This window comes from Obesumbacterium proteus, assembly GCF_001586165.1.
Lineage (GTDB): Bacteria > Pseudomonadota > Gammaproteobacteria > Enterobacterales > Enterobacteriaceae > Hafnia > Hafnia protea.
Genome location: NZ_CP014608.1, coordinates 4,415,633 through 4,438,727 on the forward strand (window position 1 = coordinate 4,415,633; position 23,095 = coordinate 4,438,727).

The window sequence follows — 23,095 nt, forward strand, 5'->3', positions numbered from 1 at the left end:
AAGCTTATTACTGGATTATTGTTTCTGGCCAAAGATAGCCTTGTAAATGGCTAGCACCTGAGCGAGCAGCAATATCCCTATGCTGTAAAGTTTCAATGCCTTCAATTAATACGTTAGATGTTATTTGATAACACCTTTTGACTAGTTGATTGAGTTCGAGTGGCGAAAACTGAGTACGCCAAAAGGCATACTTATCAATTTTGATACCATCAAAGCAAAAATTAAGCTCACACACCGTAGACAATAATGGTTCATCAAGATCGTCGAGCCAAACGGCGATATGATGTTCACGCAACCATTCGAGATTTCTGACTAATTGCGTTTTTTCCACATCATTCAGGCCCACTAGATTTTCAGGATCCTGCAACTCAATCACCAATTTTTGCGCTGAAGACACCTGAATTTTATTTTCTAATTCCGTACTCAATAGATCGCGGACAGATAAATTTATAAAATAATGGTATCCAGTAGGATTGCTGGCGACCTGTTTAACCTGTTGGTTGAAAATAGAAATGAGTATATTTTCTGGTGCATGCTGAAAATAATATTCAGAATCGACATCATCGGTAAAATAGCTAAGCACCTCATAACCAATAATCGAGTCGGTTTTCAATTCAACGATAGGCTGAAGTTTAATTCCTGCTGGCGACTGATGGTTAAACATAGTCATTCCATCTCCCTTGGTGATATTGCTATCGGCTCTTGAAAACGGGGATCATGAGAAAATATTTGACTCGCCTCATGACGCTGTTTTTCTGCCTCACCGGCTTTATTACTGAAACGCAATATAGCAATACGATAGGCATATACATTTTGATCAATATGGTGTGACAGATATTGCTGCGACCATGTGATATAGCTCTGTAAGAGCTTAGGATCACGGCTAACGTTATATTGCAAAAGCTGGTTCACCTGACGATCGTAATCAATACGTTCTTGAAATATCCAAGGTTGCCAAAGCTGTTGTTCTAATCGAGGGAAATCGATATTGACCTGTTTTAGCTGTAGTTGTTCAGCTTTGGTTAACAGCATTTGAGTTTGCAACGTTGAAAGCATGATCCCCAAACCGCCACACGCCCCCACTAATGACACCGCTCGAATAGTCCTCGCAATTTGCGGTTTCATTACAACGTGCGGCATCGAGAGCGCAGAGTCTGTTAGGCTTAACAACAGCAAGAAAATCAGCCAGTGACCCGTGGACATATAAAATGGATATTCCAACTGGGTATGCACCGCGAAAGGCAGCATCAGCAGCCATAACGTAAACAGGCTTTTATCCGTTCTCCGCCAAGCCAGTACCATTAATCGGAAATAAGCGATGGCCAAAAGAATATATGCTGCCAGCGCTGCAACACCGCCCTCAGCCCAGCCAAACAACAACTCGTTATGCGGGTGAGTGATAACGCCCATTCCGGTTATCGGTGGCGTCATACCAAGAGCAAAGTGAGCAAAGCTGTACTCGAAACCGCCATATCCCCAGCCAAGGATTGGATGATTCATAATCATCGCCAGCGTGATCTGCAAGATCTTCCAACGCTCCAGATTTGAACCATCATGAGAGACGGGGATAACCAATCCAGCACCCAGTAACAGCGTATAGCCAAGCAATATGCCGCTGATAATTAAGCCGATAAACGCAGTAGTCCGACGCGGTTGATTCCTTATACGCAATGCAAAGTTAATCAGCACAACGGCTATCGCACCGATATAGCCAGCACGCGATTGAAGCAAAACGAGCATCGCTGGCAGCAAAACCAACGCAGCTAACTGCTGTAAGTGAATGAGCCGATGAATCACTGAACTCGCTTTATTTCTGATGCTTAGCGATTGAGGTAAATAGAGCAGATGCAACGAACAAGCCAGCCCCGTGGCCATAAACGAGGCCATCACATTGACCTGACGAAACACGCCGGTTGGCCTAACACCCTCATCCCCTAGCGCCATCAACCCGGAGTTAGGCGGCAGCATCGTGAGCTGAATAAATCCGATGACACTCTGCATCAACGTCGCAAACAGCAAGAAATTAAGCAGCAAAACGCGCCAGCGAGCGCTAAACCGGCATTGCAACAGGGTGAAATAAAAGAGCATTCCGGCCACGACACCAGCCATTTGCAGCAGCGCATCTTTAAGCCACTTTTCTGGTGTATAAAACAGAGGAAGTAACAGCAACAATATGCCGACAGTAATTAATTTTGATGTGGTTGTCGTAATAATGGATTGATGGCGATTAAGTAACCAATAAGCAAGAACAGATAACGCGATAAATATCCAAGCAACAGTATTCCCCGGCACCCGTAACCCGCTACCGCCCATGCTTGGAATAAAGACATGCATCGCTAACGCTAAATAAATTAGCAACATGACTGAAATGGCTTTTCGGTTAATCACTTGCATTCTTTACTCTTAATAACGCTTTACGCTATATCGATTGGAAACACCTTTCGATAGGTATATCGACTAGGGATATTCAAGATGAAACTCGGCTGTCGTATTAAAATCCCCTTCAGTAATGCTATGGTCAGTGATACTTTTTGGCGACGCCTGTAAAAATGCAGCAAACTTAAAGGAATTAGCGCCTTGGCTCAGGCTGAATTTAGCCGACCCCGTATTCAGTGGGATCAGCGTGGATGGGTTTTGCACATCGCTAGATACCGACTCTATACCGATTGCCAATCCTTTAACCTGAGCACTTTTTAAAGAAAGATATCCTTTTTGATCGCCATCTTCTGCACCAATAAAAGACACCAACACCGTTTTCGAAATTGAAACGTCGCAGTTTTTAAGGCCAATGCTGAAAGGCTTGGAATCAGAGCGGCCTGCTGAATAAAATGTCTTGATAGCTGTAACACCAAAATCAACACTCTGCCCATCAGAGTTAATATCAACCTCACAAGGTTCACTAACAACTTCACCATGAAAGTTAATATCTATCGTTGCCCATGAAGTGCTTGAAAATAGCGCTAAACATAGCAAGGCTAAAAACTTCATATTCATTTTCCTCAGCATAACTACGAGCGCATATTTACGTTTAAGACATTTTATTGGTACGAAATATCTATATTAACCGTGGTGTGAAACTCACCTTCGATCAGTTCCTCAGGAACACGCTCCAGCATGGCATGCATCACTAGGTCCATATTTCCTTGAGACATAATCATCGGTTCACTATGCTCGCCAGGGATCAGCTGACGATGTTTGTCATCTTCCAGCCGCAAGCCAACCCCCTTTGCGGAGCCAAATATCTTCATCAGATATTTATTGTTGTCACTTTCCACGCCGTTTACGGTGATATAGGAAACCAACTGCCCAGGGAGATAGGTGATATTGCCACCGTGTATATTGTCTCGTGGTGAGTTACCTACAACGCCGCAGTCCTTCAGTCGGATATGCACCGCCACAGGATCGGTTCGATTTCCCACCCGATTCAAACTCACACGGGAAATCGTTCCTAAACTCACCGATTGTTCTTTCGATTCCATTTCCAGCACGCAGGTTGGTTCCGTTAATGCGCCCTGCACTAGGAGCTCGCCATGCATACCAAACACATCCCAGCCATCAATGCCTTCTGCATTAGCCAGTCGCAGATCCAACGCGGAGATCCCTCCTGAAAGCAGAAAGATCCACAGCGTTGTGCGAGCAAACTTTAGATATGAAGTGCGCATAGCATTCACCACTAGCCTTGGTTGGCAACGGCACGGCACTCGCTACCACTACAGGTAAATTTCAATTCAGGACGACCGCCAAAATCGTTGATGTAGGTGACATATGGCGTGGCATAAACGGGCGAAACCGCCTTAAGAGTCGATTTTGGTGGCACCATTACAGGGCGAAAATCATTGGCTGAATCCGATTTTGCCTGCCCAGAAATACCAATCACGGTCAGGTAATAAGGCGTTGGGTTATGGATCTGATAGCCATCGCCCACTTTCGTCAGCACCACTTTTTCCTGCCAAATAACATCTGAATCGATCGCAATCGGCGCAGGGCGATAAAACAGTTTGATCTTGGTTTGCAATGCAATCTGCATCACGTTTTGTTTAGTGCTACGCGGCGGGATTTCACGCACGTTAAAATAGAATACGGATTCGCGATCCTGTGGAAGTTTGGCAACTCCAGCCATAGCATTGATTCGGATCTGGCTCTTAGCACCGGGTTCAACGCGTTGAACAGGCGGCACAACCACCAGAGGATCGGTAATCTTCTGGCCATTGCTATCTTCCACCCATGACTGCGCCAAATAAGGCAACTGAGTATTATCGTTGCGAATATTCAGGCTGATCGACTTTTGGCTACCGTCAAAAATAGCGCGGGTACGATCGAGAGCAATAGCAGCCTCTGCTGCCTGAGCAGCCAGTAACAAGACGAAGCCTAATGATAAAGTTTGTTTTAATTTCATAATCTTATTGCTCTTCATGGATGTTATCTGTCGGTTCTATAGCAGCGCTATTTTTCGCTGCCGTGGATGTTTGGCTTTGCGCTACCGTGTGGCACGGTAAAAGCAGCTGCTCCTGATCTCGCAAGGTTTTAGGAATAGATATCGCGCACTGTGTTGCGCCATCCCATAACACGTCGAGTGACTCTCCGCCCTGCAAGCCGGTTAACCAAGCTATGCCGCCATCACCAACGATCGCCAATTCCTTGCCTTCACTATTTCTTACGCTGGCGCCAAACGGCGGATGGCTACCATCGGCCATTGCCAATACCGCCAGTGCCTTCGCACCTTTGGTCACGCCAAATTTACGATAACCAATTGCCCCGTCGGTCAACGCGGAGTCCACAACGGAACGGCTAGAATCCACGTCGTCGGCCATTTTGGTTAAGTCAATGCTGGTTGAATTACGGTAATAGCTGTTCATATCCGTAATCACCCCAATGCCGTAACCGTTGGTATGCACGCGACCGCCGTTAATCGGAACGCCGCCAACACCTTCGGTATCCACCATCAAGCGAGTACCGCCGCTGATCCCGCCAGAATGTAACGCCGCGCCTTTCGCCGTAATCGTGGCGCCGCCCTGCATCGTCATCCCCGCTGAGGTGTAGTTGCCCTGCGAATAAGCGGCATTGGCGCTCATATCAGCGAAGTCACCGCGGTGGCTGTAATAACCATTAAACTGTGTACGGGTGCTTTCATCGCCGCCGCTGCTAACACCGGTAGACACTCGGTAGTTGTTGTTATTATCAACACGGTCGTAATAGCTCACGTTCTGGCTATAACGGTTATTGCTGTACTGGCCGTCGTAGCCGATTGATGCAGAATTCCCCATCGGAATAGATAGGCTGACAAACACGGCATCATCATTACGTTCGCTAATCTTGCTACGCGTGGCTGAAACGTTGAGAGACACATTTTTCAGTGAAAACAGGCTCACATACGTGCTTCCAGACAAGCTGTATCGGTCATCCGTTGGCTGATCCCAATAGGTCTGATGGCTATAGCTGAAGTAAAAACTCAGTCCGACTTCAGAGAAGTTCTTGTTCGCCGTGATGGTATACAGCTCTTTATCGTGACCTGAGTTTTCCTCGTGATAGCGCGCGTCGAGGAATTCGCCCATCGACATATAGTCACGCTCGGAGAAGCGGTAGCCCGCAAAGGTCACTTCACTGTCGTACTCATCAAAACGTTTGGAATAGCTCAAGCGCCATGACTTCCCTTGACGTTTCTCTTCGCTGGGTAAACGAGCAAAAGACTGCGTCACGTCGGCAGAAATCGCACCGAGTAAAAACAGATCACGCCCAATACCCATCGACGCTGAGTTGTAATCACCCGCAAGAATGCTACCGCCATACAAAGACCAACTATTGGCAATCCCCCATGAGAATTCACCGGTGGCAAAAGTTGGGCCTTGTATATGATGTTCGTAGGTTGACGGACGCCCCATCGCGAACTTATAGCGCACCATTCCGGGGCGGGTCAGATAAGGGATCGTCGCGGTATCAACCTGAAAGGTTTGAACCGTCCCATCCTGCTCCTCAACCTTTACGTCAAGTTTGCCGGTCACCGCGCTACTCAAATCTTGAATACGAAATGGACCTGACGGCACCGTGGTTTCGTACAGCACACGTCCTTGCTGAGTCACCACAACCTTGGCGTTCGTTTTAGCAATCCCAGAAACTTCCGGCGCATAACCACGTAATGCAGGAGGCAGCATTCGATCATCGCTGCTCAAAGACATCCCGGTGTAGCGCCAAGAGTCAAAAATACTGGATGAGAGATAGTTCTCCCCCACCGATAGCGTTGAGCGCAGCGTCGGAAGCGCGCGATACATATAAACGCGGCTCCAATCCATATTGTGCTCGCTGCTCTGCGATGAGCCTGAAGCACGGCTATAGCTGCCCTGATAGTCACCACGTAAACGCCAAGCGCCTGCGTTTGCCCCGACGGTTCCGCTTATGCTGGCATTTTGGCTATTGCTGCCTTCATTAGGGCGACTCATCGACGCATTCAGGCTGTAGTCCAGCAGCAAGCCGGGGATCCCTTCATCCCAACGCGATGACGGAACCCAGTTCGGATCGCTGTACTCAATCCATGCCTGCGGAATAGAAAGCTGCAAACTTGAGTTCGATAAGTCACCGCGAACCGTTGTACCGTCAAGCTGGCTAAAATCCGCACACTCTCCCTGATGCCAGTAGGTCACCTTATTTAATGCGGCGGGTTTCAGTCCCAATTCACTGACTATTTGCGGTGAAACGCAGGCTTCACTGCTGTCTGGCTCGTTATCACGTGGGTAGTAATTAAAGGGATACTCACCCACGTTTTGGTCATTGACTCTCAGCCCTAACTGATACAGACCCGGCAAGATATAGTTGGCTTTTGAGAAACGAGAAAAGTCGATATTCGCCTTATCTGCGGTATCTAGCATATCCGTATTAAATTCCACGGCCTTGCTGGACATACTGGTGCTAGCCAATGCAAACGCCATGGCCAAACTGATTTTATTGATATGGAATGTAGACATTACCGTCTCTATTATTTTCTAGCCCAGATGTACCAAACAAAAACAGTTCTTACAGAAAACCATTCACCTAATGAGCGCATAACATGAAGATAGAAACCGGTTTGAAATTCGTTTTTATGCGCAAACTCCCCCTTACCCGATATGAGGTAATGATGAGGAGAGTAATTATTTTTCTATAAAATCTTTTTTTATAAATATTCCACTTTGAACTTCACAATAACGCTGTAACTCCCAGCGCGTAACTCGTGCTTATTTCGCTGAATCGCCAGCTTATAATTCAAATCCATCGACCCCACATTCAGTGGAATATCCGGTAAGGCTTTCCCCGGCACAATAGTATTACCTGCCCCATCCTTTAGGATCAGACCAATTCCGCTGGCCTCTCCATGAATACTGAGCAAATTAGCTGTATCATCTCTCACCCCATCAAACGTGAGGTGCACACTTTTAAAATCAGGGCGCAAATTATCCTGAGATGTCAGTTCACAGTTTTCCAATTTGATGACAAATGCTTTTTCTGGGCCTTGCCCAGTGCGTGCAAGCTCGCTAACGGGTAGAGAGCCTAAATCAATCACCTGTTCTAATGACCCAGAAGAAATACTGCATGCGGTTGCCACCAAAGTGCCGCCCATTTTGACGCGCCCTTGCTGAACACCCATAGCTCCCGCCGTTGTTACAACTAAAACCATAAGGGCACAGAGCGTACGGACCACCATGCTATCTCTCCTGCTAAGTCACACTTTGAAATAAGGGCGTTGCCATCAACGCCCTCATCCATGACCACAACATAATTTTTAAATAATCTTTCCTATAATCAACAACTAAGAAATCTCAGTGCGCTTACAGTTCCAATTATTCAAGAGCAATTAGTTGTAAGTAATCACGAAGTCAGTCTGGCTGGTGAAGTCACCTGCGGTGATAGAAGAACCTGAAGCACCTGTTGCCTGAACGTATGCTTTAAAGTCGAGTGAGTTTTCGCCTTGGATCAGGGTCTTAACTTCAGTTTCTTTACCCAGTTCGAAATCTTTACCGTTCGCATCAGAGATACCAACACCCACGCCTGACGCGGTGCTGCTGACAATACCCAGCAGGTTGCTTGAACCCGCAGCGCTAGCACCGTTGAAGGTAATAGACGCTTTAGGTGCAGCACCGCCGCTAACGTCGCAACCAGTCAGCTTGATATGGAAATCAGCTGGAGTTGATTTAGCGCCGCCTTTCAAGGCTTTAATTGCAATAGAACCCAGGTCGATAGTCTGATCGCTGTTATTAGGCGCAATTGAACATGCAGCATCAACAATAGAGCCGTTGAATTTAATAACACCGTTGCCACCTACTGTGCCTGCTGCATTAGCCGCCGCAGACGCAATACCCATAGTCATAACCAATGCCACAGCTAATTTATTCATTTTCATTTTTGTTTCCATAATTTAGATAATAAGAGTTCCTTCGCCAGTTAAGGCGAAAATATCCATAATGTATTTATTCCCTGTGAAATTTTATTTTTTGGTTTTCAGATAAATATATTTATCAATTTATCTTATGCAAACAGGAGATTAAGCCATAACACCAGTTTAAAAATTTCACTTCCCAGATAAAATTTGTGTAATCCGTACTCATATCTGGCTCCGGAAATAATAATTCCGACATTGTCATAAAAAAACAAAAATTTACACTAATAGGTTAATACGACAGTTTAACCTGAATAGGATAATTCCTATGATTTATGCGACCTACTTTGTCGCACATTGAAAAGTTGCGATACATAATCTTTTAAAGAAAGGCGATATGAAAAGTTAAATTTTATAAAGTGTAAAAATCCGGTGTTTAAAGCTGAAAGGGGCTGTTTTTGATCAAATGAAAAACAATTATTAAACATAATTGCAACAATGAGAGCTGAAATACATATGTGGCAATAGGATTAATACCAAATAATAAATTTTATTGTTTTTAATAAACGCTCAGAATTCTGTAAATAGTTTTTTCACTTCCCGAAAAATACATTGATTTTCCTGCCAATTAGGCCTATTCGCGCTAATAGCATGATTATTATTTCTTTGAAATATATCTCTTCGGATTTGAAACGTTATAACAAAAACAGCGGTGTAAAATGGAGTGAAATCGGTAAGAAATTGACGAGAGAAAAATGCGGGAGAGCCCCTGTACCCGCGGGATACAGGGGAAAGTGGACGTGGAGAAAAACGTTAAACGGGAAGTACGATATTGCTGTCAGCCAAGCTGCCAATCTCGTTGTAGGCCGCACATGCGGCGTCCACGATGTGCATAGCAACAGCGGCGCCGCTGCCTTCGCCCAAACGCATTTCTAGCTGAAGATAAGGTTCAAGTTTCAATTGCGCTAACGCAATACGTGCGCCTTTTTCTGCAGAAAAGTGAGAAGGGATCAGATAATCATGAACCTGCGGTGCAATCTGGCAAGCAACCAGCGCCGAGGCGTAGGAGAGGAAGCCATCTAGTACCACCGGAAGCCCCGCTGCCGCTGCACCTAACATTAGCCCTGTCATACCCGCTAAATCGAAGCCTCCAACTTTAGCCAAAACGTCAATTCCATCGTCTGCGTTCGGTTGATTACAATCAATGGCACGACGCACCACGCTGACTTTGTGCTGTAGCTGATCGCTAGGGAAATTAGCGCCAATGCCGACGACGCATTCTGGATCGCTATCCGTCATCACGCTGACAATCGCGGCGGCTGGAGTGGTATTCGCAATTCCTAGCTCGCCCACACCAAGCAAGCGCACGCCATTCTCTGCCTGTTGCATCGCCAGCGTTGCTGATTTAACGAGTAGCGTTTCTGCCTGCTCGCGACTCATTGCTGCGGTTTGGGCAATATTTCCACAGCCGCGTCCCATGCGCATATCAACCGCACCTGGGATTGGATCGCAGTCAATACCCGCATCAACAATCATCACATCAGCACCGGCATGTTTTGCTAATACACAAACGCCCGTCACGCCATGCACCATATTCTGCGCTTGAATCGCCGTCACCGCGCGCGGAGAAACCGCCACGCCCTCCTCAAAAACACCATGATCAGCGGCCATCACAATAATTTTCTTCTGCTCTACATTCACCGCGTCTTCGCCGAAAATACCGGCCAGCTGCACGGCTAACTGCTCTAGACGCCCCAAGCTGCCTGTTGGCTTTAACAAACCATCGAGTTTTATCTGGGCTTTACGCATCGCGTCTTGGTTCAGTGGTTTAATCTGAGCAATGATTTGTTCTAATGTTTGCATGGTTGTCTCTGTTGAAATGTAAACGGCCGGAATTTTCAGCCTTTTATTTTTACTTCAATCCCTGAAATGACGAGGTAGACCTGTTGCGCCTGAGCTGCCAGTCGCTGATTCACGCGCCCGGCAATATCTCTAAAACGTCGCGCAAGCAGGTTATCCGGCACAATGCCCATCCCAAGTTCGTTGGTAACGATATAAATGGGCACATCACTCTGGCTGCATGCCAAGATCAGCTCGTCGATTTGTTGCTGTATGCCTTGCTCTAGCGCGGTGAAATCCATCTCTTCCGCGATCACGTTGCCCGCCTGTTCAAACAGCAGATTGGTGATCATCGTCGTGATGCACTCAAGCATAATAGCGTGACAGCCTTCGCCTTTCTCTCTCACCACGGCGCCCAAATCACGGTAGCCTTCGTGCGTTATCCACTGAGACGGACGCGTTTGCCGATGGATCTCAACTCGCTGAGCCATCTCGTCATCGGTTATCACCGAAGTCGCGATATATAGCACTTTATCGCCACGTTGAGCGGCCAGTTTTTCCGCCAGCGAACTTTTCCCACTGCGCGCCCCGCCGGTTATCAAAATCATCATTGGTTCACCTGTTTAGCTACGTGTTCACGCATAAGGCGATACACTGCGTCGATATCAATATTCTGCCGCATCGCTGCGGCCAGCAGATCAAACTGTTGATCCCTAAAAGCCTGATATTGAAACGCTTCCCCCACGAGCGGCGCTAAGCCTTTGCGTTCCCGCAATGCATTTAGCAAACTGCGTGTGAAGTCATCTGAATCGAAAATACCGTGAATGTAAGTACCGGCCACCGAACCATCGGGGCTTATCGCACCTTCGCATTGGTTGATATCTTCGCCGTTACGTTGCTGCAATAGCGTCAATGGTGACGCCTGTTCACCAAGCTCGGTGTGCCCCATGTGAATTTCATAGCCCGCCAAGGCATGTTCTTGGCAAGCAGCAAAAATACCGCTTAACGCAGGCTGAACTTTGCCAATCACGCGGGTGGTCATTTTTTGGTGCGAAAATTTAGTTTCACAATCTAACAATCCCAGCCCTGCCATCTGATCAACGCCAGACTCCACGCCATCAACAATATGCCTTCCCAACATCTGAAAACCACCACAGATGCCCAGCACCGGCGTGCCTTGCTGATGTACGAGCAAGATTTGATGCGTCAGGCCACTGTCATGTAAATAGCTGAGATCGCTTAAGGTGTTTTTACTACCGGGTAAAATCAGTAAATCGGGGGTTCCCAATTCATCACGGTGCGTGACGTAACGCAACCGCACATCCGACTGTGCATTGAGCGCATTAAAATCGGTGAAGTTTGAAATATACGGCGTTTGGATCACCGCGATATCCAATACGTTCTCACTTTTCTGGCGATACTTGCCTTTTTGCAGCACCACTCCGTCTTCATCTTCTAACTGCACGTCGATCCACGGCATCACGCCGATCACCGGTACGTTGGTGAGTTCTTCAATCTGACGCAAACCCGAAGTGAGTAAGCTCACATCGCCGCGAAATTTATTAATAATGACGCCTTTTACCCGCGCCCGTTCATCAGGTTCCAGCAAGGCCAAGGTGCCATAGATGGAGGCGAACACCCCGCCACGGTCGATATCTGCCACCAGAATGACGGGAACATCCACTTTCTCGGCCATCCCCATATTCACAATATCGCGATCGCGCAGATTGATTTCCGCTGGGCTGCCCGCGCCTTCCAGAACCATGATATCCACTTCATCTGCAAGGCTGTGATAGACCTGAGCAATCTGTTCTAGCAGTTGCGGTTTGAATTCGTGATAGGTCACCGCGTCCATCTGATCGGCAACTTTCCCCATCAGCACCACCTGCGCACGACAGTCGCTGGTTGGCTTGAGCAAAACCGGATTCATACGCACATCGGGTTCGATACCCGCCGCTTCGGCTTGAAAAATCTGCGCTCTCCCCATCTCACCACCATCGGCAGTAATCCCTGAATTCAACGCCATATTTTGAGATTTAAACGGTGCCACGCGGTAACCGTCTTGACGGAAAATGCGGCACAGCCCGGCGACCAGAACACTTTTACCTACGTCCGATGCGGTGCCTTGCACCATGATGGATAAACCCATGATCTCTTCCTATTTAACCTGTTCTGGCATGAATTCCGACTTGAAAGCAAACAGCTCATGCTCGGTTTTAAACAACGGCAGCCCCAGTTGCTGATGCATCTTCACCAGCCAGGGTTGGACTAATCCCGCGCTATGTAACATATCGCGCTGCAGGAAAACCTCGCTCTCGCGCCCCTCACTCACCAATTTTCCCTGCGCGAGAACATACAGGTAATCGCAAACTTCATAAATCAAATCAATATCGTGGCTGGAGATCACCACGCGTTTACCCTGAGCCACAATCTTCTGAATAATATGAATCATCTGCTGACGGCCTGAAGGGTCAAGTCCGGCGGTCGGTTCATCCAACAGCAGATAATCCGCATTCATCACCAAAGCGCCTGCAATCGCTACCCGTTTTTTCTGCCCGTGGCTTAAATACTGCACCGGTTTATGGCGAAAGCCGAGCGCATCCACCAGCGTAAGTGCCTGCTGGGTGCGATGACGGATAGTCTCTTCATCAACGCCAAGATTACGCAGGCTGAAAGCAATATCGCTGTCGATATCGGTATAAAAAATTTGCTGGTCTGGCTCTTGGAAAACCATCGCCACCTGCTGACGCAGTGCGCGAAGGCTACGTTTGTCGTAGCTCAGCTTTTCCCCCTGCCACATCACGCAGCCCTGCTGTGGCTGCAATATTCCCAGCAGATTCATAAACAACGTAGATTTCCCACAGCCGTTGGCACCCACTAAACCGGTTACCTGACCGCGATTAAAATCCAGCGAGAGATCGTGCAGCACGGTTTCCCCGTCCTGATACTGAAAACTGAGCTGCTGAGTAACGAGTCCCGAAGTGCTCACAGATGAAAATCTCCGTTGTACAATTTAACTTCTAACGCAATGCTCATCTGCTTATGACGCTCCATCACCCGCGACAGCAACATACCGACCAGCATCGACAGCGAACGATAGCCACTACGCAAAGAGACATAACCAAAACGCAGCGACTGAGCGCGATGAATCGCGGCGGCTTCCTCAATAAAAATGAAGATAAAGCGGTAGGTCAGCAGCACTTGTTCAATCAATACCAGCGGAAGATGGCTGCGCTTGAGCAACCGCACCCACTGGCTAAAAGGCGTGGTCAGTACGAAGAGGTACGTCGCCGATAACGCCGCCAAGCTGCGGCACAGCGTATTCATCCCCGTGATTAATCCATTGCGCTCAACGCCTAAAGCCAAATGGCCGATGTGCACGCTATACAGCAGCGTATCTGCCTGCCATGAGAACGACAGCACCACACCCAGTAACCCAGTGAACAAAAACACCAACGGCACCGCTAGCCAGCGGAGATAGCGCCGTACACCTACACGCAATAGATAGCAAGTGAGTCCGGCACAAAACAGCAGCACGCTCAGTTGGATCCATGGCGAACCCAACAATGCGGTCAGCAATAAAACCAGATACAGCGCAAACTTATGCTCTGGTTTTTTCTGGCTCCAGCGGCTGCTATAAGAGAGCTTATCAATCTCCAGCATGAACGGCGCGACGCCCTCGGTAATAGCCCAAGATATAGAAAATCACCGCGGCACCAAAGGAGCCTTGCAGCGTAAACAACAGGCTTTCTATTTCACCGCTTGCGGGTTCATACAGCGGTTCAAACCACGGTTTATAGCTAGGTGCCATTTGAGCAATCACGCCTTCGGCCTGATCGTCTGAACCACCATACTCACCGCCGTGATTAATAAAGAAAGGCAAAACGGCCAAGGCAATCACCAGAAAAATCAAAATCAGCGTTTTTTTCATTTAAAGGCTCCTCGCACCAATCAGTTGGCGCTTGCATAGTTGGTCATAAATCAGCACGGTTAACAGCCCTTCAGCAATAGCGATAGGCACCTGCGTCAGACAGAAAATGGCCATAAATTTAGTGACCGATGCCATAACCCCGAGTTGAGGATCGGGGAACGCCAATCCCAACTGCACCGACGTTACGAAATAGGTCACCAAATCGGCTAACGCCGCGCACAGGAACACCGCAACATCGCGTCGCATTCCTGCTCGAGTCGCTAATTTCCATACCACGTAGCCCGCCATCGGCCCGATAACCGCCATCGACATGCCATTCGCGCCCAGCGTCGTTAAACCGCCATGCGCCAAGAACAACGCTTGGAACAGCAAAACGATAGCCCCGAGTACAGATACCACCCACGGACCAAACAAAATCACGGCTAAACCCACACCGGTTGGATGCGAACAGCTGCCTGTTACCGAAGGAATTTTTAGCGCCGACAGCACAAAAATGAAGGCCGCACATAACGCCAGCAGAACTTTTTTATCGCTGTCATCACGCACGATGGCTTTAAGACGCGTTGCCCCAATCACTAAACAAGGCAAGAACATCAGCCACCATGCCAAGGCCCAGAAAGGCGGTAAAAAGCCTTCCATGATATGCATAGCAAATGCTTCTTGTGGCGCGAGCGTCAGCAGAACCGCCAGCGCCATGCCGTAAAGCGGGAGTTGTTGGAGGTTTTTCATTTTTCATCCTTAGTTAAAGACCCCACCCCAACCCTCCCCTTCGCAGGGGAGGGAGCCGTACAGAGCTAATAGCAACCTCGGAGTGCTCCTCCCCCTGCGAAGGGGGAGGCTGGGAGGAGGTTAATCACCCATAAGGCAATCAGCTTGCCCGATTCACCAAAATCGTCGAAAAGTACGGCAGTTTGGTGTCTTCGTGGATCTCGTCGAGATGACGGAAACATTGCTCATTCGGCAGCGATGCTTCAGCCATCAAAATGGCATGGTCGAGCAATCCCAAACGACGCAGCATTTCGCGTATTTGAATGACTCGGCCATACACTTTCATCATCACCACGCATTCATGGTTCAGCAGCGCCTGCTCAAGCTCCTCTTCGGGAGCCGTACAGGCCACCACCGCCATAGACTGCTGTTCCATCGCCAAAGGAAACTGGGCGCGGGCGGCAATACAGGCAAACGAGGTAACGCCGGGGATAATCTCGATATCCACGTGTCCGCGCAGGCGTTCCAGCAAAAATACCCATGTGCTGAACAGCATGGCGTCACCCAGCGTAATAAAACCGACCTGAAGCCCTTGCTCTGCGTCCGTTTGCATCTCCTGCGCAACGGCGTCCCATGCGGCGTTTTTTTCTCCTTGATCGGCGCTCATCGGAAAATGGCGCTCTTTGATGTTGAGCGTAGGCGGTAAAAATTCACGCACGATAGACAGCGCAAGGCTATCGCCCCCTTTGCGACCCGCAGGGGCATACAGCACATCCAGTTCACCGAGCTGCCGTGCGGCACGAACGGTAATCAAATCGCTGCTGCCGGGGCCAGTGGCAATCGCCCACACTTTTCCCTTTTTCACGTCGCTCATTAGGCCGCCTCCTCTGCTGGCAGCAAAACATCGTGCAGGTGATCAACAAACATTTGCTGAATCAGCGGATTTTCCCCCAAACCTTGCAGCCACGGCGTAGCTTCAATTCCGGCCTGAGCAAGCTGGGTTTTCCACGAATCCTCGTCATCAGAAGCCATATCGTTAATGGCGTGATCGCCCGCCACCAGCATCAGCGGCATCAAATGCACACGGCGCACGTTTTGCTGCTGCAAACGCGTTACCACATGGTGAATTTCGGGATAGCTCTCTACGGCACCTACCATCGCAGGGATTTGGTGGATCATCAGCATGTGATCGAGGCAGGCATAAGCCGCAAAGGCATGGTGCGTCGCGCCATGGCCCATAAACACCACGCGTTCGTCTTCGGCTAGCGCAGGCATCTGCGATTTCATGGCCGCGATCAACTGTTCAAAATCGTCATGGCTACTCAGTAACGGCACGCCAATCCGCAGCCGTTTAAACATCCCTGCATGGGCGCGTACCTGAGTCACGACCTTTTCGTATTCATCGCCGTTGATGATGTGCAATGACTGAATGACAACGTCCTGATAACCCTGCTCAGCCAAACGTTGCAGTGCCTGATTTGGATTATCGATTTGCATTCCGTCTCGCTTCGCCAGCTTGCGAATAATCATCTCGGACGTGAAGGCGCGAAACGCATCACGGTCGGGACAGGATTCCGCTAATCGACGCTCACAGGCATCAATGGTTTTCGCTCGCGTCTCGTGATAGCTGGTACCAAAACTGATAATTAAAATGGCTTTTTTCATAGGTATTGGCTCTTTTTATTCTGTAACCAGTCGGCTAGATAGGGCTCAAGTTCAGCCAGAGAACTTACTCGAATCTGCCCTTCGGCCAGCGGCTCGGAAGGACGACAAATCACGATGCAGGGAATATTCAGCGCCAAACATGGCACGACTTTTTGCTGATATCCCCTTCTGCGCCAGACTCTTTGGTGATCACCACGTCAGCCCGACAATGCTGATACGTTGCCTGATTCATCTCGGCGCTAAACGGCCCTTTCAACGCCAGTACGTTATCTACGCCCAGTCCTAAATCCTGACACTGCAACAGGACGTCCGGCGTCGGCAATACACGCGCAAGAAGGGTTTTTCCCGCCAGCAAACGCACAAAATCAGCCAGCTGTTTACTGCCGGTGGTCAATAGAATCCGTTCGCCTAAACGATGTGCAACCACGCAGGCCTCTTCCACGCTCGCCACCTTGTGCAGCAAAGGGTGCTCTAAAGCATCAATTTCGCTAGGGCGTAAATAGCGCATCAGCGCAATATTCTGAGTCGCGCAGGCGTGAGCGATATTGGCGCTTAATACGCCAGCGTAAGGATGTGAGGCATCAATAACCTGCGTAATCCGGCGCGCTCGCAGCCATTCGATCATCTGCGCGGCATCCATGCGTCCAACGATAATTTCACCGTTGATATTTCCCGCCAGCTCGCGCCCCGCATCGGTTGCTACGGAAAGGCTGTAGCTCAGCCCCATCTCGTCAAGGCGCAGGCAAATATGGCGCGCATCTGACGTACCGCCAAAAACGTGCAGCGTAGGCGTAATGGCATCAGCCGCATTGCTGCTAGAAATGGAGTTATAAAACATAGCCGCGCGGCGTAATCATCAAGCCGTCCTGACAGTAGGTGGTTTTATTGCCGACAATCACCAGACTGGTCATATCGACATTTTCGAAGTCCATCTCACCGAAGGTGGTTAGCCATTTCTCCTGCTTTTTGCGCCCCGCCGCTTTGACCACGCCCACCGGCGTGCTGGCGGCGGTATAAGTACGCATCAGGTCGAAGGCGCGAGCCAAATGCTCAGCACGGCCACGGCTGCGCGGATTGTAGAAACAGATAACAAAATCGGCTTGCGCAGCTGCAATCACGCGTTGTTCAATGACCGGCCACGGGGTAAGCAGGTCGCTCAGGCTGATATGGCAGAAATCGTGCATCAGCGGCGCACCCAACAACGATGCCGCGGCGGTGCTGGCGGTGACGCCAGCGATCAGCTTGACTTCAACGCCTAGCTTTTGCTTGGTCACCAGTTCAAGGATCAGCCCCGCCATGCCATAAATGCCCGCATCACCGCTGCTGATCAACGCAACTTTTTGCCTTGCACGGCAAGATTTAACGCTTCCTGACAGCGCTCAATCTCTTTACACATGCCCGTTTTGATCACCTCTTTATCGGTGGTCAGGGCTTTTACCAAGTGGGTGTAAGTTTTGTAGCCCACGATAATATCTGCGTCACGAATAGCCTCGATGGCTTCCAGCGTCATCATGGACTGACTGCCCGGACCAATGCCGATTACATATAACATCAGAGAGTTTCCTGAAGGGTTAGAGCCAAAGTAAGGGTGACGCCCTGCTCGCGCAGCGTCTCCCCAATGATTTTTCCACCGCCGTACTCTTCGAGTAACAGACATGCAGCGGGCTGAGATACACAGCCCACGCCGACGGTTTGACGCACAAAATCCGAACACGGGAAACGATGCTCATGCACACGCAGCGCTTCGGGCGTAAACACATAGAAAGGAACACGATAGCAATGCGCCAGCTGTTGTAGCGCGGCTTCATCCTGCTTCAACGTAATGCTACCGATGGCGCGCAGCGCAAGTGGATCGATATGCAGCTCAGCAAATTTCTGCAACAGCAGCGGGTGTAGCGTGGCAAACGGCGTATCTCTCCGACAACCCACGCCCAATACCACGCGCTTAGGCACCAGTTGATAAACTGGGATCGCCGTTGGTGGCAGGTCCGAGTGATAGCTAATGCATACCAACGCAGAAAGATCGGGCAGTGAATGAAGATCGGCTACCGGAATAAACCCGCGTCGATCGTGCTCGGTGAGTTGTAGGTTAATGCGCGGATCAAGCCAAAGCCCCACGCGATCGCCGCTCACCAGCATTTGGTTCACGCTTTTCACCGCATGGCGAAAATTCGCGATCTCCGCATCCAGCTTCTGCGCTAATAGATCCAGCGCAGCAACGCCGTTTACGTCGGTTGAGGTAGTGATCACCGGATCGGCGTTAATCAACTCGGCGATCTGCTGAGTGAGCCAATTCGCACCGCCCATATGTCCTGAAAGTAAACTGATCGCATGCTCGCCGCGCTCATCAAGCACCACCACCGCAGGATCGGTTAGCTTGTCCTGTAACAGCGGCGCGATCACCCGCACCACGATCCCCGTTGCGCCGATCACCACCAGCGCATCAAAGCGTTTAAACGCCTGCGCCATCGTTTCGGCAAAAGATCCGCTAAACGGCGTGAAGCCAGGCTGGAGCAATTTTTCGCTGGTAAAGCATTCGCTGATGGTGGATAGCTGCGGCAGCAAAGGACGCAGGCGTTGTGCCAAGCGCACGCCGCCCGGCGTTAGGCAAAATAACGCCAGCGATTCCACCTTCATCGACTCAGGCCTGACGGTATTCATGGCTGAAGCCCGCGTCATACAGCTTGGAGTAGTGGTATTCATCACCAAGGAATGCGCCCACTAAAATCAGCGCCGTTTTTCGAATGCCCGCGTTACGCACTAGGGGCGCAATGGTTTCCAAGGTGCCGCGCACCGTTTGGTGATCTGGCCAAGTGGCTTTATAGACCACCGCCACCGGCGTGGTTGCCGGATAACCACCGCTCAGCAGGCGCTCAACAACGTCACCAATATCCTGAACCGAAAGGAAAATCGCCATTGAAGTTTGGTGTGCGGCAAAGGATTCTAATGACTCACGCTCAGGCGTTGGCGTGCGTCCAGACATGCGGGTGATCACCAGACTTTGGGAAACCTCTGGCACCGTGTATTCCACGCCCAGCTGTGAAGCGGCACCTAAGAATGAACTCACCCCCGGCACCGAGCTAAAACCAATGCCCAACTTGCCCAGCTCTTCGCCTTGCTCACGGATAGATCCGTATAACGACAGATCGCCGGTTTGGAGGCGCACGACCAGTTTTCCTGCACGAATGCCCTGTTCCATCAGATCAATAATCTGCTGGAGGTTGAGCCCTGCACTATCGTGGCATTCTGCCTGCGGTTTGCAGTAATTCAGCAGATCGTGATTAATCAGCGAACCAGCAAAAATCACTACATCCGCCTGCGATAAAATTCGATGGCCTTTCAGCGTAATAAGCTCAGGATCGCCCGGCCCTGCACCGATAAAATAGACCTGTGCGCGATCGATAGACTCAGCCATGCGTTTGCTCCTTACGGCAGGAAATCAGATAGGTAGGATTATTGGGTTTGAAATAGTGGCCGCTGCCTAGCGCGGTAAGGCGAGAGATCTGAATCAGGCTACTTTCCAATTCAACCACCGCACGGTTTTGCAGTTGATTGAATGCCTGCTGGTAGTTTTCCAGCAGAATGAAATTCATCACCAAACTGCCGCCTTCGTTAAGTAAAGCCAGCGCCCAATCAATGATGTCGGGGAGATTGCCACCGCTACCGCCGATAAATACCGCATCGGCGCGCACGTCTAACGCCAGCGGCGCATCCGCCGCCACAATATCAATATTCTGGCAGTCAAAATGACGGCAGTTTTCTTCAATGAGCGCCAGTGCCGCAGGATTGCGTTCGATGGCGGTGATAGAGAGTTCGGGATAGCGAAGAGCAGCTTCCAAAGAGACGCTTCCCGTGCCTGCGCCGACGTCGATCAGACGTTTGGCAGTTCGCAGATTGAGCCGCTCTAATGCCGCAAGACGCACCTCTTCTTTGGTCATCGGCACTTTATGGCCGCGTAGAAACAGATCATCTTTCATTGAGGATCGCCACCACGTTCATTGCGTAAGCCTGCTGTACCTGCTGAGGAGGCAAAATGTGAATGCGTTCATCGGGATAAGAGAGGTTTTCGCCAATCACCAAAGTTCGCTTTGCCCCACGACGCAGAATTTGCTGGGCGATTTGATATGGCCCCATGTGGTGGTCGGTCACCATCGCCACTTTTTCGTGCTGCAAAACAAAATCAAAATCAGGCTGCTTGCCGTGACAGCTGGTGATGTAGATATCGTTCATATCCACGGCGATGCGCGAGAACAGATACTGTATTGAGCTAATGCCCGACACGATATTGAGTTTTTCCGGCGCAAGATCCTGTATCAAGCGTTTGCCGATGCCGTACAGCATCGGTTCACCCGAAGCGAGAACCACAATGTTGCGGTCAGCGTTATTCTGTAGCCACAACGCCATCTGGGTCAGATCGCTGCCGATGGCCAGTTTTTCACCATGAAATTCGTGATAGGCACTTAAATGACGTGACCAGCCAACCAGAACGTCAGCCTGTGAAATCAATCTTTTTGCCAGCGGCGTGATGTAATCCTGATGCCCCGGCCCCATGCCAACGACGTGAATCATGAAGACTCCTTTTCGCAGAGAATTTCTTGGGAAATTTCGGTACGTAAATCGGCAACAATGTCGTTAACTGGGCGACTACTGCCAAGCACAATATTGTCGAATGAAAACAGCACCGCATCGCATTGCAGCGGCTGCACCGCAAAGCGCAACATTTGATTGATACGCGCACAGATTGCCTGCGCGATATCGTTATAGACGGCCTGCCAGCCTTGTTGCTCTATCAGCTCCATCGCCGCTTCTGTGGTGCTGCATTCGAACACCGCTTGCAGTAATTCACGCGGAGCACCCATCAGTGCGAGCCGCGTGACCAGCGTTTCCATGCGCCCATCGGCAATATGGCTATGGGTATGAAAAATACCGGCAGCCACTTTGATAAGCTTGCCTAGATGCCCCACCAGCACTACGCGGTGAAAGCCAAGCCGCTGAGCTTCTTGCAGCATATAGCCAACAAAATTACTCATGGTGACCACGCGGTCACCGTTTAACTGCATCTGTTCTTGTACAAAGCGTTCGCCGTGATTGCCCGGAACGAGGATCACGCTGGTCATCCCCTGAGCGCGCTTCATCTCAAGCTCTAAGGCCAGCGAACGTTTCCAGCTCTCTTCAGACATGGGGGTCACAATGCCGGTGGTGCCGATAATCGAGATCCCACCTAAAATGCCCAGTCGTCCGTTGTAGGTTTTTTGCGCCCGCTCTTCGCCCTCAGGTGCAAAAATCACAATCTCGGCGCCGCGTTCAGGCCCAATAACTTCACGCACCGCTTCTTCAATCGTGTGTAGCGGCGTGCGGTTGATGGCTGAGCTTCCCACCGGTAAACCAATGCCTTTACGCGTTACTGTGCCAACGCCTTCACCGCCAACAATGCTAATACTGCCGCTGTCGTTGAGCGTCAGCTGAGCAAAAATCAGCATGCCATGCGTGGCATCCACGTCGTCACCGCCATCTTTACGAATAGCAGCGCTGGCCTGTTGACCACAAATCAAAGGCTGTTCAACGTTCAGCCGCAGCGTAACGCCCGAGGGGGTAACAATTGAAACCTGATTGATTACCTGCTGGCGCAGCACCATCAACGCAGCGACTTTCGCCGCCGCGGTGGCACAAGAGCCAGTGGTGTAGCCCTTGCGATAGCTTTTGCCGTTATGCCATAACGTATCCAGCCCGGTATCACTCATTGCGCATCTCGCATGTGGTACAAAATGGCGTTAACAATAGCCGCGGCAATATTGCTGCCGCCCTTGCGTCCTAAGGCTGCAATACCGGGTAAATCGCTTTCTGCCAGCGCCTGTTTAGATTCCGCAGCGCCCACAAAACCAACCGGAACACCGATAACCGCGGCGGGCGTCATCACGCCTTGTTGATGCAGTTCTAATAAGCGAAATAGCGCGGTCGGCGCATTGCCAAACACAAACAGCTTTTCCCCCTGATCCTGTGCAGCAAGATCCACCGCCGCCATCGAACGGGTTATGCCCTGAGACTTGGCAATAGCAACCGCACGCGGATCCGAGATATAGCACTGCCATTGGCATCCTAGCTGTTCGAGCTGGGTTTTATTGATGCCGGAAAGCGCCATGGTGGTGTCGGTGTAAATCGTACAGCCACGGCGCAGAGCCTGTGTAATACGGGATAAAACATCTGGCGAGAAATGCAGGATATCCAGCCATTCAAAGTCAGCGCTGGTATGAATTGCGCGTTTAATGATTTTTTCTTGCAGCTCATCGGCAAAACGGTAGTCAGGGCGCTCGTCGGCGATGATCTGAGAAATGATCTCAAAACTGTGCTGCTCAATGTTCTGGGGATTCTTGTTGTAGTTCATTGTTCATCCTGTGTGGTTGATCCAGCGTGACTTTCGTACCTCTATCTTTAAATGCAATACCCCCTCCCAGCCTCCCCCTTCTCAGGGGGAGGGGCATAACGGCACCCTCATCGACTTCCCTGGGTCTCCTTTACAAAGGCAACTCCGGTCGGCTTGCCGTTATCTCCTTGGCAAAGGAGACTCCGAGCGGCTCCCACCCCTCCCAAGGGGAGGGGTGGGGTCAAAT

The 23,095-nt window shown here is 50.0% G+C and carries 23 protein-coding genes and 2 pseudogenes; all 25 read right to left on the minus strand.

Annotated elements, in window-relative coordinates; genetic code table 11:
- Positions 1-7 precede the first annotated feature (7 nt).
- The 25 genes and pseudogenes from DSM2777_RS20695 to DSM2777_RS20815 all read right to left on the minus strand — a co-directional run bounded on the left by DSM2777_RS20695 (position 8) and on the right by DSM2777_RS20815 (position 22,869).
- A complete protein-coding gene (locus DSM2777_RS20695; RefSeq protein ID WP_227742234.1) occupies positions 8-670 on the minus strand; it encodes an EAL domain-containing protein in 663 nt (220 codons plus the stop codon).
- Entirely contained in the window at positions 667-2,394 is a 1,728-nt protein-coding gene (locus DSM2777_RS20700) for a PglL family O-oligosaccharyltransferase (RefSeq protein ID WP_061555049.1), read from the minus strand. Before DSM2777_RS20700 ends, DSM2777_RS20695 begins: the two co-directional genes overlap by 4 nt.
- A 63-nt stretch (positions 2,395-2,457) precedes the next feature.
- On the minus strand, positions 2,458-2,988 hold the full coding sequence (locus DSM2777_RS20705; protein ID WP_046458639.1) for a fimbrial protein: 531 nt from the start codon (positions 2,986-2,988) through the stop codon (positions 2,458-2,460).
- Positions 2,989-3,038: 50 nt separating this feature from the next.
- Positions 3,039-3,662 (minus strand): fimbrial protein, encoded by a 624-nt coding sequence (locus DSM2777_RS20710; protein ID WP_061555050.1) that lies wholly within the window; start codon positions 3,660-3,662, stop codon positions 3,039-3,041.
- Positions 3,663-3,673: 11 nt separating this feature from the next.
- Complete coding sequence (locus DSM2777_RS20715) at positions 3,674-4,396, minus strand: fimbria/pilus periplasmic chaperone (protein ID WP_061555449.1); 723 nt, start codon at positions 4,394-4,396, stop codon at positions 3,674-3,676.
- Positions 4,397-4,400: 4 nt separating this feature from the next.
- The gene (locus tag DSM2777_RS20720; protein WP_061555051.1) at positions 4,401-6,956 is read right to left on the minus strand and encodes a fimbria/pilus outer membrane usher protein; all 2,556 of its coding nucleotides are present in this window, start codon (positions 6,954-6,956) and stop codon (positions 4,401-4,403) included.
- 188 nt (positions 6,957-7,144) lie between these two features.
- Positions 7,145-7,672: a fimbrial protein gene (locus tag DSM2777_RS20725; RefSeq protein ID WP_061555052.1), complete on the minus strand. Its 528-nt coding sequence runs from the start codon at positions 7,670-7,672 to the stop codon at positions 7,145-7,147.
- A gap of 150 nt (positions 7,673-7,822) precedes the next feature.
- Entirely contained in the window at positions 7,823-8,368 is a 546-nt protein-coding gene (locus DSM2777_RS20730; RefSeq protein WP_064645386.1) for a fimbrial protein, read from the minus strand.
- Between the two features lie 789 nt (positions 8,369-9,157).
- Positions 9,158-10,207 carry a nicotinate-nucleotide--dimethylbenzimidazole phosphoribosyltransferase gene (cobT, locus tag DSM2777_RS20735; RefSeq protein ID WP_061555054.1) on the minus strand — a complete coding sequence of 350 codons (1,050 nt, stop codon included), beginning with the start codon at positions 10,205-10,207 and terminating at the stop codon, positions 9,158-9,160.
- A 35-nt stretch (positions 10,208-10,242) separates the two neighbouring features.
- Entirely contained in the window at positions 10,243-10,791 is a 549-nt protein-coding gene (gene cobU / locus DSM2777_RS20740; RefSeq protein ID WP_061555450.1) for a bifunctional adenosylcobinamide kinase/adenosylcobinamide-phosphate guanylyltransferase, read from the minus strand.
- Positions 10,791-12,332 carry a cobyric acid synthase gene (locus DSM2777_RS20745; protein ID WP_061555055.1) on the minus strand — a complete coding sequence of 514 codons (1,542 nt, stop codon included), beginning with the start codon at positions 12,330-12,332 and terminating at the stop codon, positions 10,791-10,793. Before DSM2777_RS20745 ends, cobU begins: the two co-directional genes overlap by 1 nt.
- A gap of 9 nt (positions 12,333-12,341) precedes the next feature.
- Entirely contained in the window at positions 12,342-13,172 is an 831-nt protein-coding gene (locus tag DSM2777_RS20750) for an ATP-binding cassette domain-containing protein (RefSeq protein ID WP_046458646.1), read from the minus strand.
- Positions 13,169-13,846 carry an energy-coupling factor ABC transporter transmembrane protein gene (locus DSM2777_RS20755; protein WP_061555056.1) on the minus strand — a complete coding sequence of 226 codons (678 nt, stop codon included), beginning with the start codon at positions 13,844-13,846 and terminating at the stop codon, positions 13,169-13,171. The genes DSM2777_RS20750 and DSM2777_RS20755 overlap by 4 nt, the downstream gene beginning before the upstream one ends.
- Complete coding sequence (locus DSM2777_RS20760) at positions 13,833-14,114, minus strand: energy-coupling factor ABC transporter substrate-binding protein (RefSeq protein WP_046458648.1); 282 nt, start codon at positions 14,112-14,114, stop codon at positions 13,833-13,835. The genes DSM2777_RS20755 and DSM2777_RS20760 overlap by 14 nt, the downstream gene beginning before the upstream one ends.
- Positions 14,115-14,843, minus strand: coding sequence for an energy-coupling factor ABC transporter permease (locus DSM2777_RS20765; protein WP_046458649.1), 729 nt, complete (start codon positions 14,841-14,843; stop codon positions 14,115-14,117).
- A 139-nt stretch (positions 14,844-14,982) separates the two neighbouring features.
- Positions 14,983-15,696 carry a cobalt-factor II C(20)-methyltransferase gene (locus DSM2777_RS20770; protein WP_061555057.1) on the minus strand — a complete coding sequence of 238 codons (714 nt, stop codon included), beginning with the start codon at positions 15,694-15,696 and terminating at the stop codon, positions 14,983-14,985.
- Positions 15,696-16,487: a sirohydrochlorin cobaltochelatase gene (gene cbiK / locus DSM2777_RS20775; protein WP_061555058.1), complete on the minus strand. Its 792-nt coding sequence runs from the start codon at positions 16,485-16,487 to the stop codon at positions 15,696-15,698. Before cbiK ends, DSM2777_RS20770 begins: the two co-directional genes overlap by 1 nt.
- A pseudogene (locus DSM2777_RS20780) lies at positions 16,484-17,325 on the minus strand (cobalt-precorrin-6A reductase). The gene cbiK and the pseudogene DSM2777_RS20780 overlap by 4 nt, the downstream one beginning before the upstream one ends.
- Positions 17,315-18,039: pseudogene (locus DSM2777_RS20785) on the minus strand (precorrin-3B C(17)-methyltransferase). Before DSM2777_RS20785 ends, DSM2777_RS20780 begins: the two co-directional pseudogenes overlap by 11 nt.
- A complete protein-coding gene (locus DSM2777_RS20790; protein WP_061555059.1) occupies positions 18,039-19,148 on the minus strand; it encodes a cobalt-precorrin 5A hydrolase in 1,110 nt (369 codons plus the stop codon). The pseudogene DSM2777_RS20785 and the gene DSM2777_RS20790 overlap by 1 nt, the downstream one beginning before the upstream one ends.
- On the minus strand, positions 19,129-19,902 hold the full coding sequence (locus DSM2777_RS20795; protein ID WP_043491362.1) for a cobalt-precorrin-4 methyltransferase: 774 nt from the start codon (positions 19,900-19,902) through the stop codon (positions 19,129-19,131). Before DSM2777_RS20795 ends, DSM2777_RS20790 begins: the two co-directional genes overlap by 20 nt.
- Positions 19,895-20,464, minus strand: coding sequence for a decarboxylating cobalt-precorrin-6B (C(15))-methyltransferase (locus tag DSM2777_RS20800; protein WP_061555060.1), 570 nt, complete (start codon positions 20,462-20,464; stop codon positions 19,895-19,897). Before DSM2777_RS20800 ends, DSM2777_RS20795 begins: the two co-directional genes overlap by 8 nt.
- Positions 20,454-21,056 (minus strand): cobalt-precorrin-7 (C(5))-methyltransferase, encoded by a 603-nt coding sequence (locus DSM2777_RS20805; protein WP_046458656.1) that lies wholly within the window; start codon positions 21,054-21,056, stop codon positions 20,454-20,456. The genes DSM2777_RS20800 and DSM2777_RS20805 overlap by 11 nt, the downstream gene beginning before the upstream one ends.
- Positions 21,053-22,228: a cobalt-precorrin-5B (C(1))-methyltransferase CbiD gene (gene cbiD / locus DSM2777_RS20810; RefSeq protein ID WP_046458657.1), complete on the minus strand. Its 1,176-nt coding sequence runs from the start codon at positions 22,226-22,228 to the stop codon at positions 21,053-21,055. Before cbiD ends, DSM2777_RS20805 begins: the two co-directional genes overlap by 4 nt.
- Positions 22,225-22,869, minus strand: a complete 645-nt coding sequence (locus DSM2777_RS20815; RefSeq protein WP_046458658.1) for a cobalt-precorrin-8 methylmutase — start codon at positions 22,867-22,869, stop codon at positions 22,225-22,227. The genes cbiD and DSM2777_RS20815 overlap by 4 nt, the downstream gene beginning before the upstream one ends.
- Positions 22,870-23,095: the final 226 nt, after the last annotated feature.

Coding starts and splice junctions, on each gene's coding strand:
- DSM2777_RS20725 (WP_061555052.1), bottom strand. CDS start 7,672: ATGGTGGTCCGTACGCTCTGTGCCCTTATGGTTTTAGTTGTAACAACG.
- DSM2777_RS20755 (WP_061555056.1), bottom strand. CDS start 13,846: ATGCTGGAGATTGATAAGCTCTCTTATAGCAGCCGCTGGAGCCAGAAA.
- DSM2777_RS20745 (WP_061555055.1), bottom strand. CDS start 12,332: ATGGGTTTATCCATCATGGTGCAAGGCACCGCATCGGACGTAGGTAAA.
- DSM2777_RS20700 (WP_061555049.1), bottom strand. CDS start 2,394: ATGCAAGTGATTAACCGAAAAGCCATTTCAGTCATGTTGCTAATTTAT.
- DSM2777_RS20815 (WP_046458658.1), bottom strand. CDS start 22,869: ATGAACTACAACAAGAATCCCCAGAACATTGAGCAGCACAGTTTTGAG.
- DSM2777_RS20730 (WP_064645386.1), bottom strand. CDS start 8,368: ATGAAAATGAATAAATTAGCTGTGGCATTGGTTATGACTATGGGTATT.
- DSM2777_RS20800 (WP_061555060.1), bottom strand. CDS start 20,464: ATGAAAGATGATCTGTTTCTACGCGGCCATAAAGTGCCGATGACCAAA.
- DSM2777_RS20705 (WP_046458639.1), bottom strand. CDS start 2,988: ATGAAGTTTTTAGCCTTGCTATGTTTAGCGCTATTTTCAAGCACTTCA.
- DSM2777_RS20760 (WP_046458648.1), bottom strand. CDS start 14,114: ATGAAAAAAACGCTGATTTTGATTTTTCTGGTGATTGCCTTGGCCGTT.
- DSM2777_RS20790 (WP_061555059.1), bottom strand. CDS start 19,148: ATGAATACCGTCAGGCCTGAGTCGATGAAGGTGGAATCGCTGGCGTTA.
- cobT (WP_061555054.1), bottom strand. CDS start 10,207: ATGCAAACATTAGAACAAATCATTGCTCAGATTAAACCACTGAACCAA.
- DSM2777_RS20795 (WP_043491362.1), bottom strand. CDS start 19,902: ATGGCTGAGTCTATCGATCGCGCACAGGTCTATTTTATCGGTGCAGGG.
- DSM2777_RS20715 (WP_061555449.1), bottom strand. CDS start 4,396: ATGAAATTAAAACAAACTTTATCATTAGGCTTCGTCTTGTTACTGGCT.
- cbiD (WP_046458657.1), bottom strand. CDS start 22,228: ATGAGTGATACCGGGCTGGATACGTTATGGCATAACGGCAAAAGCTAT.
- DSM2777_RS20805 (WP_046458656.1), bottom strand. CDS start 21,056: ATGATTCACGTCGTTGGCATGGGGCCGGGGCATCAGGATTACATCACG.
- cobU (WP_061555450.1), bottom strand. CDS start 10,791: ATGATTTTGATAACCGGCGGGGCGCGCAGTGGGAAAAGTTCGCTGGCG.
- DSM2777_RS20720 (WP_061555051.1), bottom strand. CDS start 6,956: ATGTCTACATTCCATATCAATAAAATCAGTTTGGCCATGGCGTTTGCA.
- DSM2777_RS20710 (WP_061555050.1), bottom strand. CDS start 3,662: ATGCGCACTTCATATCTAAAGTTTGCTCGCACAACGCTGTGGATCTTT.
- DSM2777_RS20770 (WP_061555057.1), bottom strand. CDS start 15,696: ATGAGCGACGTGAAAAAGGGAAAAGTGTGGGCGATTGCCACTGGCCCC.
- DSM2777_RS20765 (WP_046458649.1), bottom strand. CDS start 14,843: ATGAAAAACCTCCAACAACTCCCGCTTTACGGCATGGCGCTGGCGGTT.
- cbiK (WP_061555058.1), bottom strand. CDS start 16,487: ATGAAAAAAGCCATTTTAATTATCAGTTTTGGTACCAGCTATCACGAG.
- DSM2777_RS20695 (WP_227742234.1), bottom strand. CDS start 670: ATGACTATGTTTAACCATCAGTCGCCAGCAGGAATTAAACTTCAGCCT.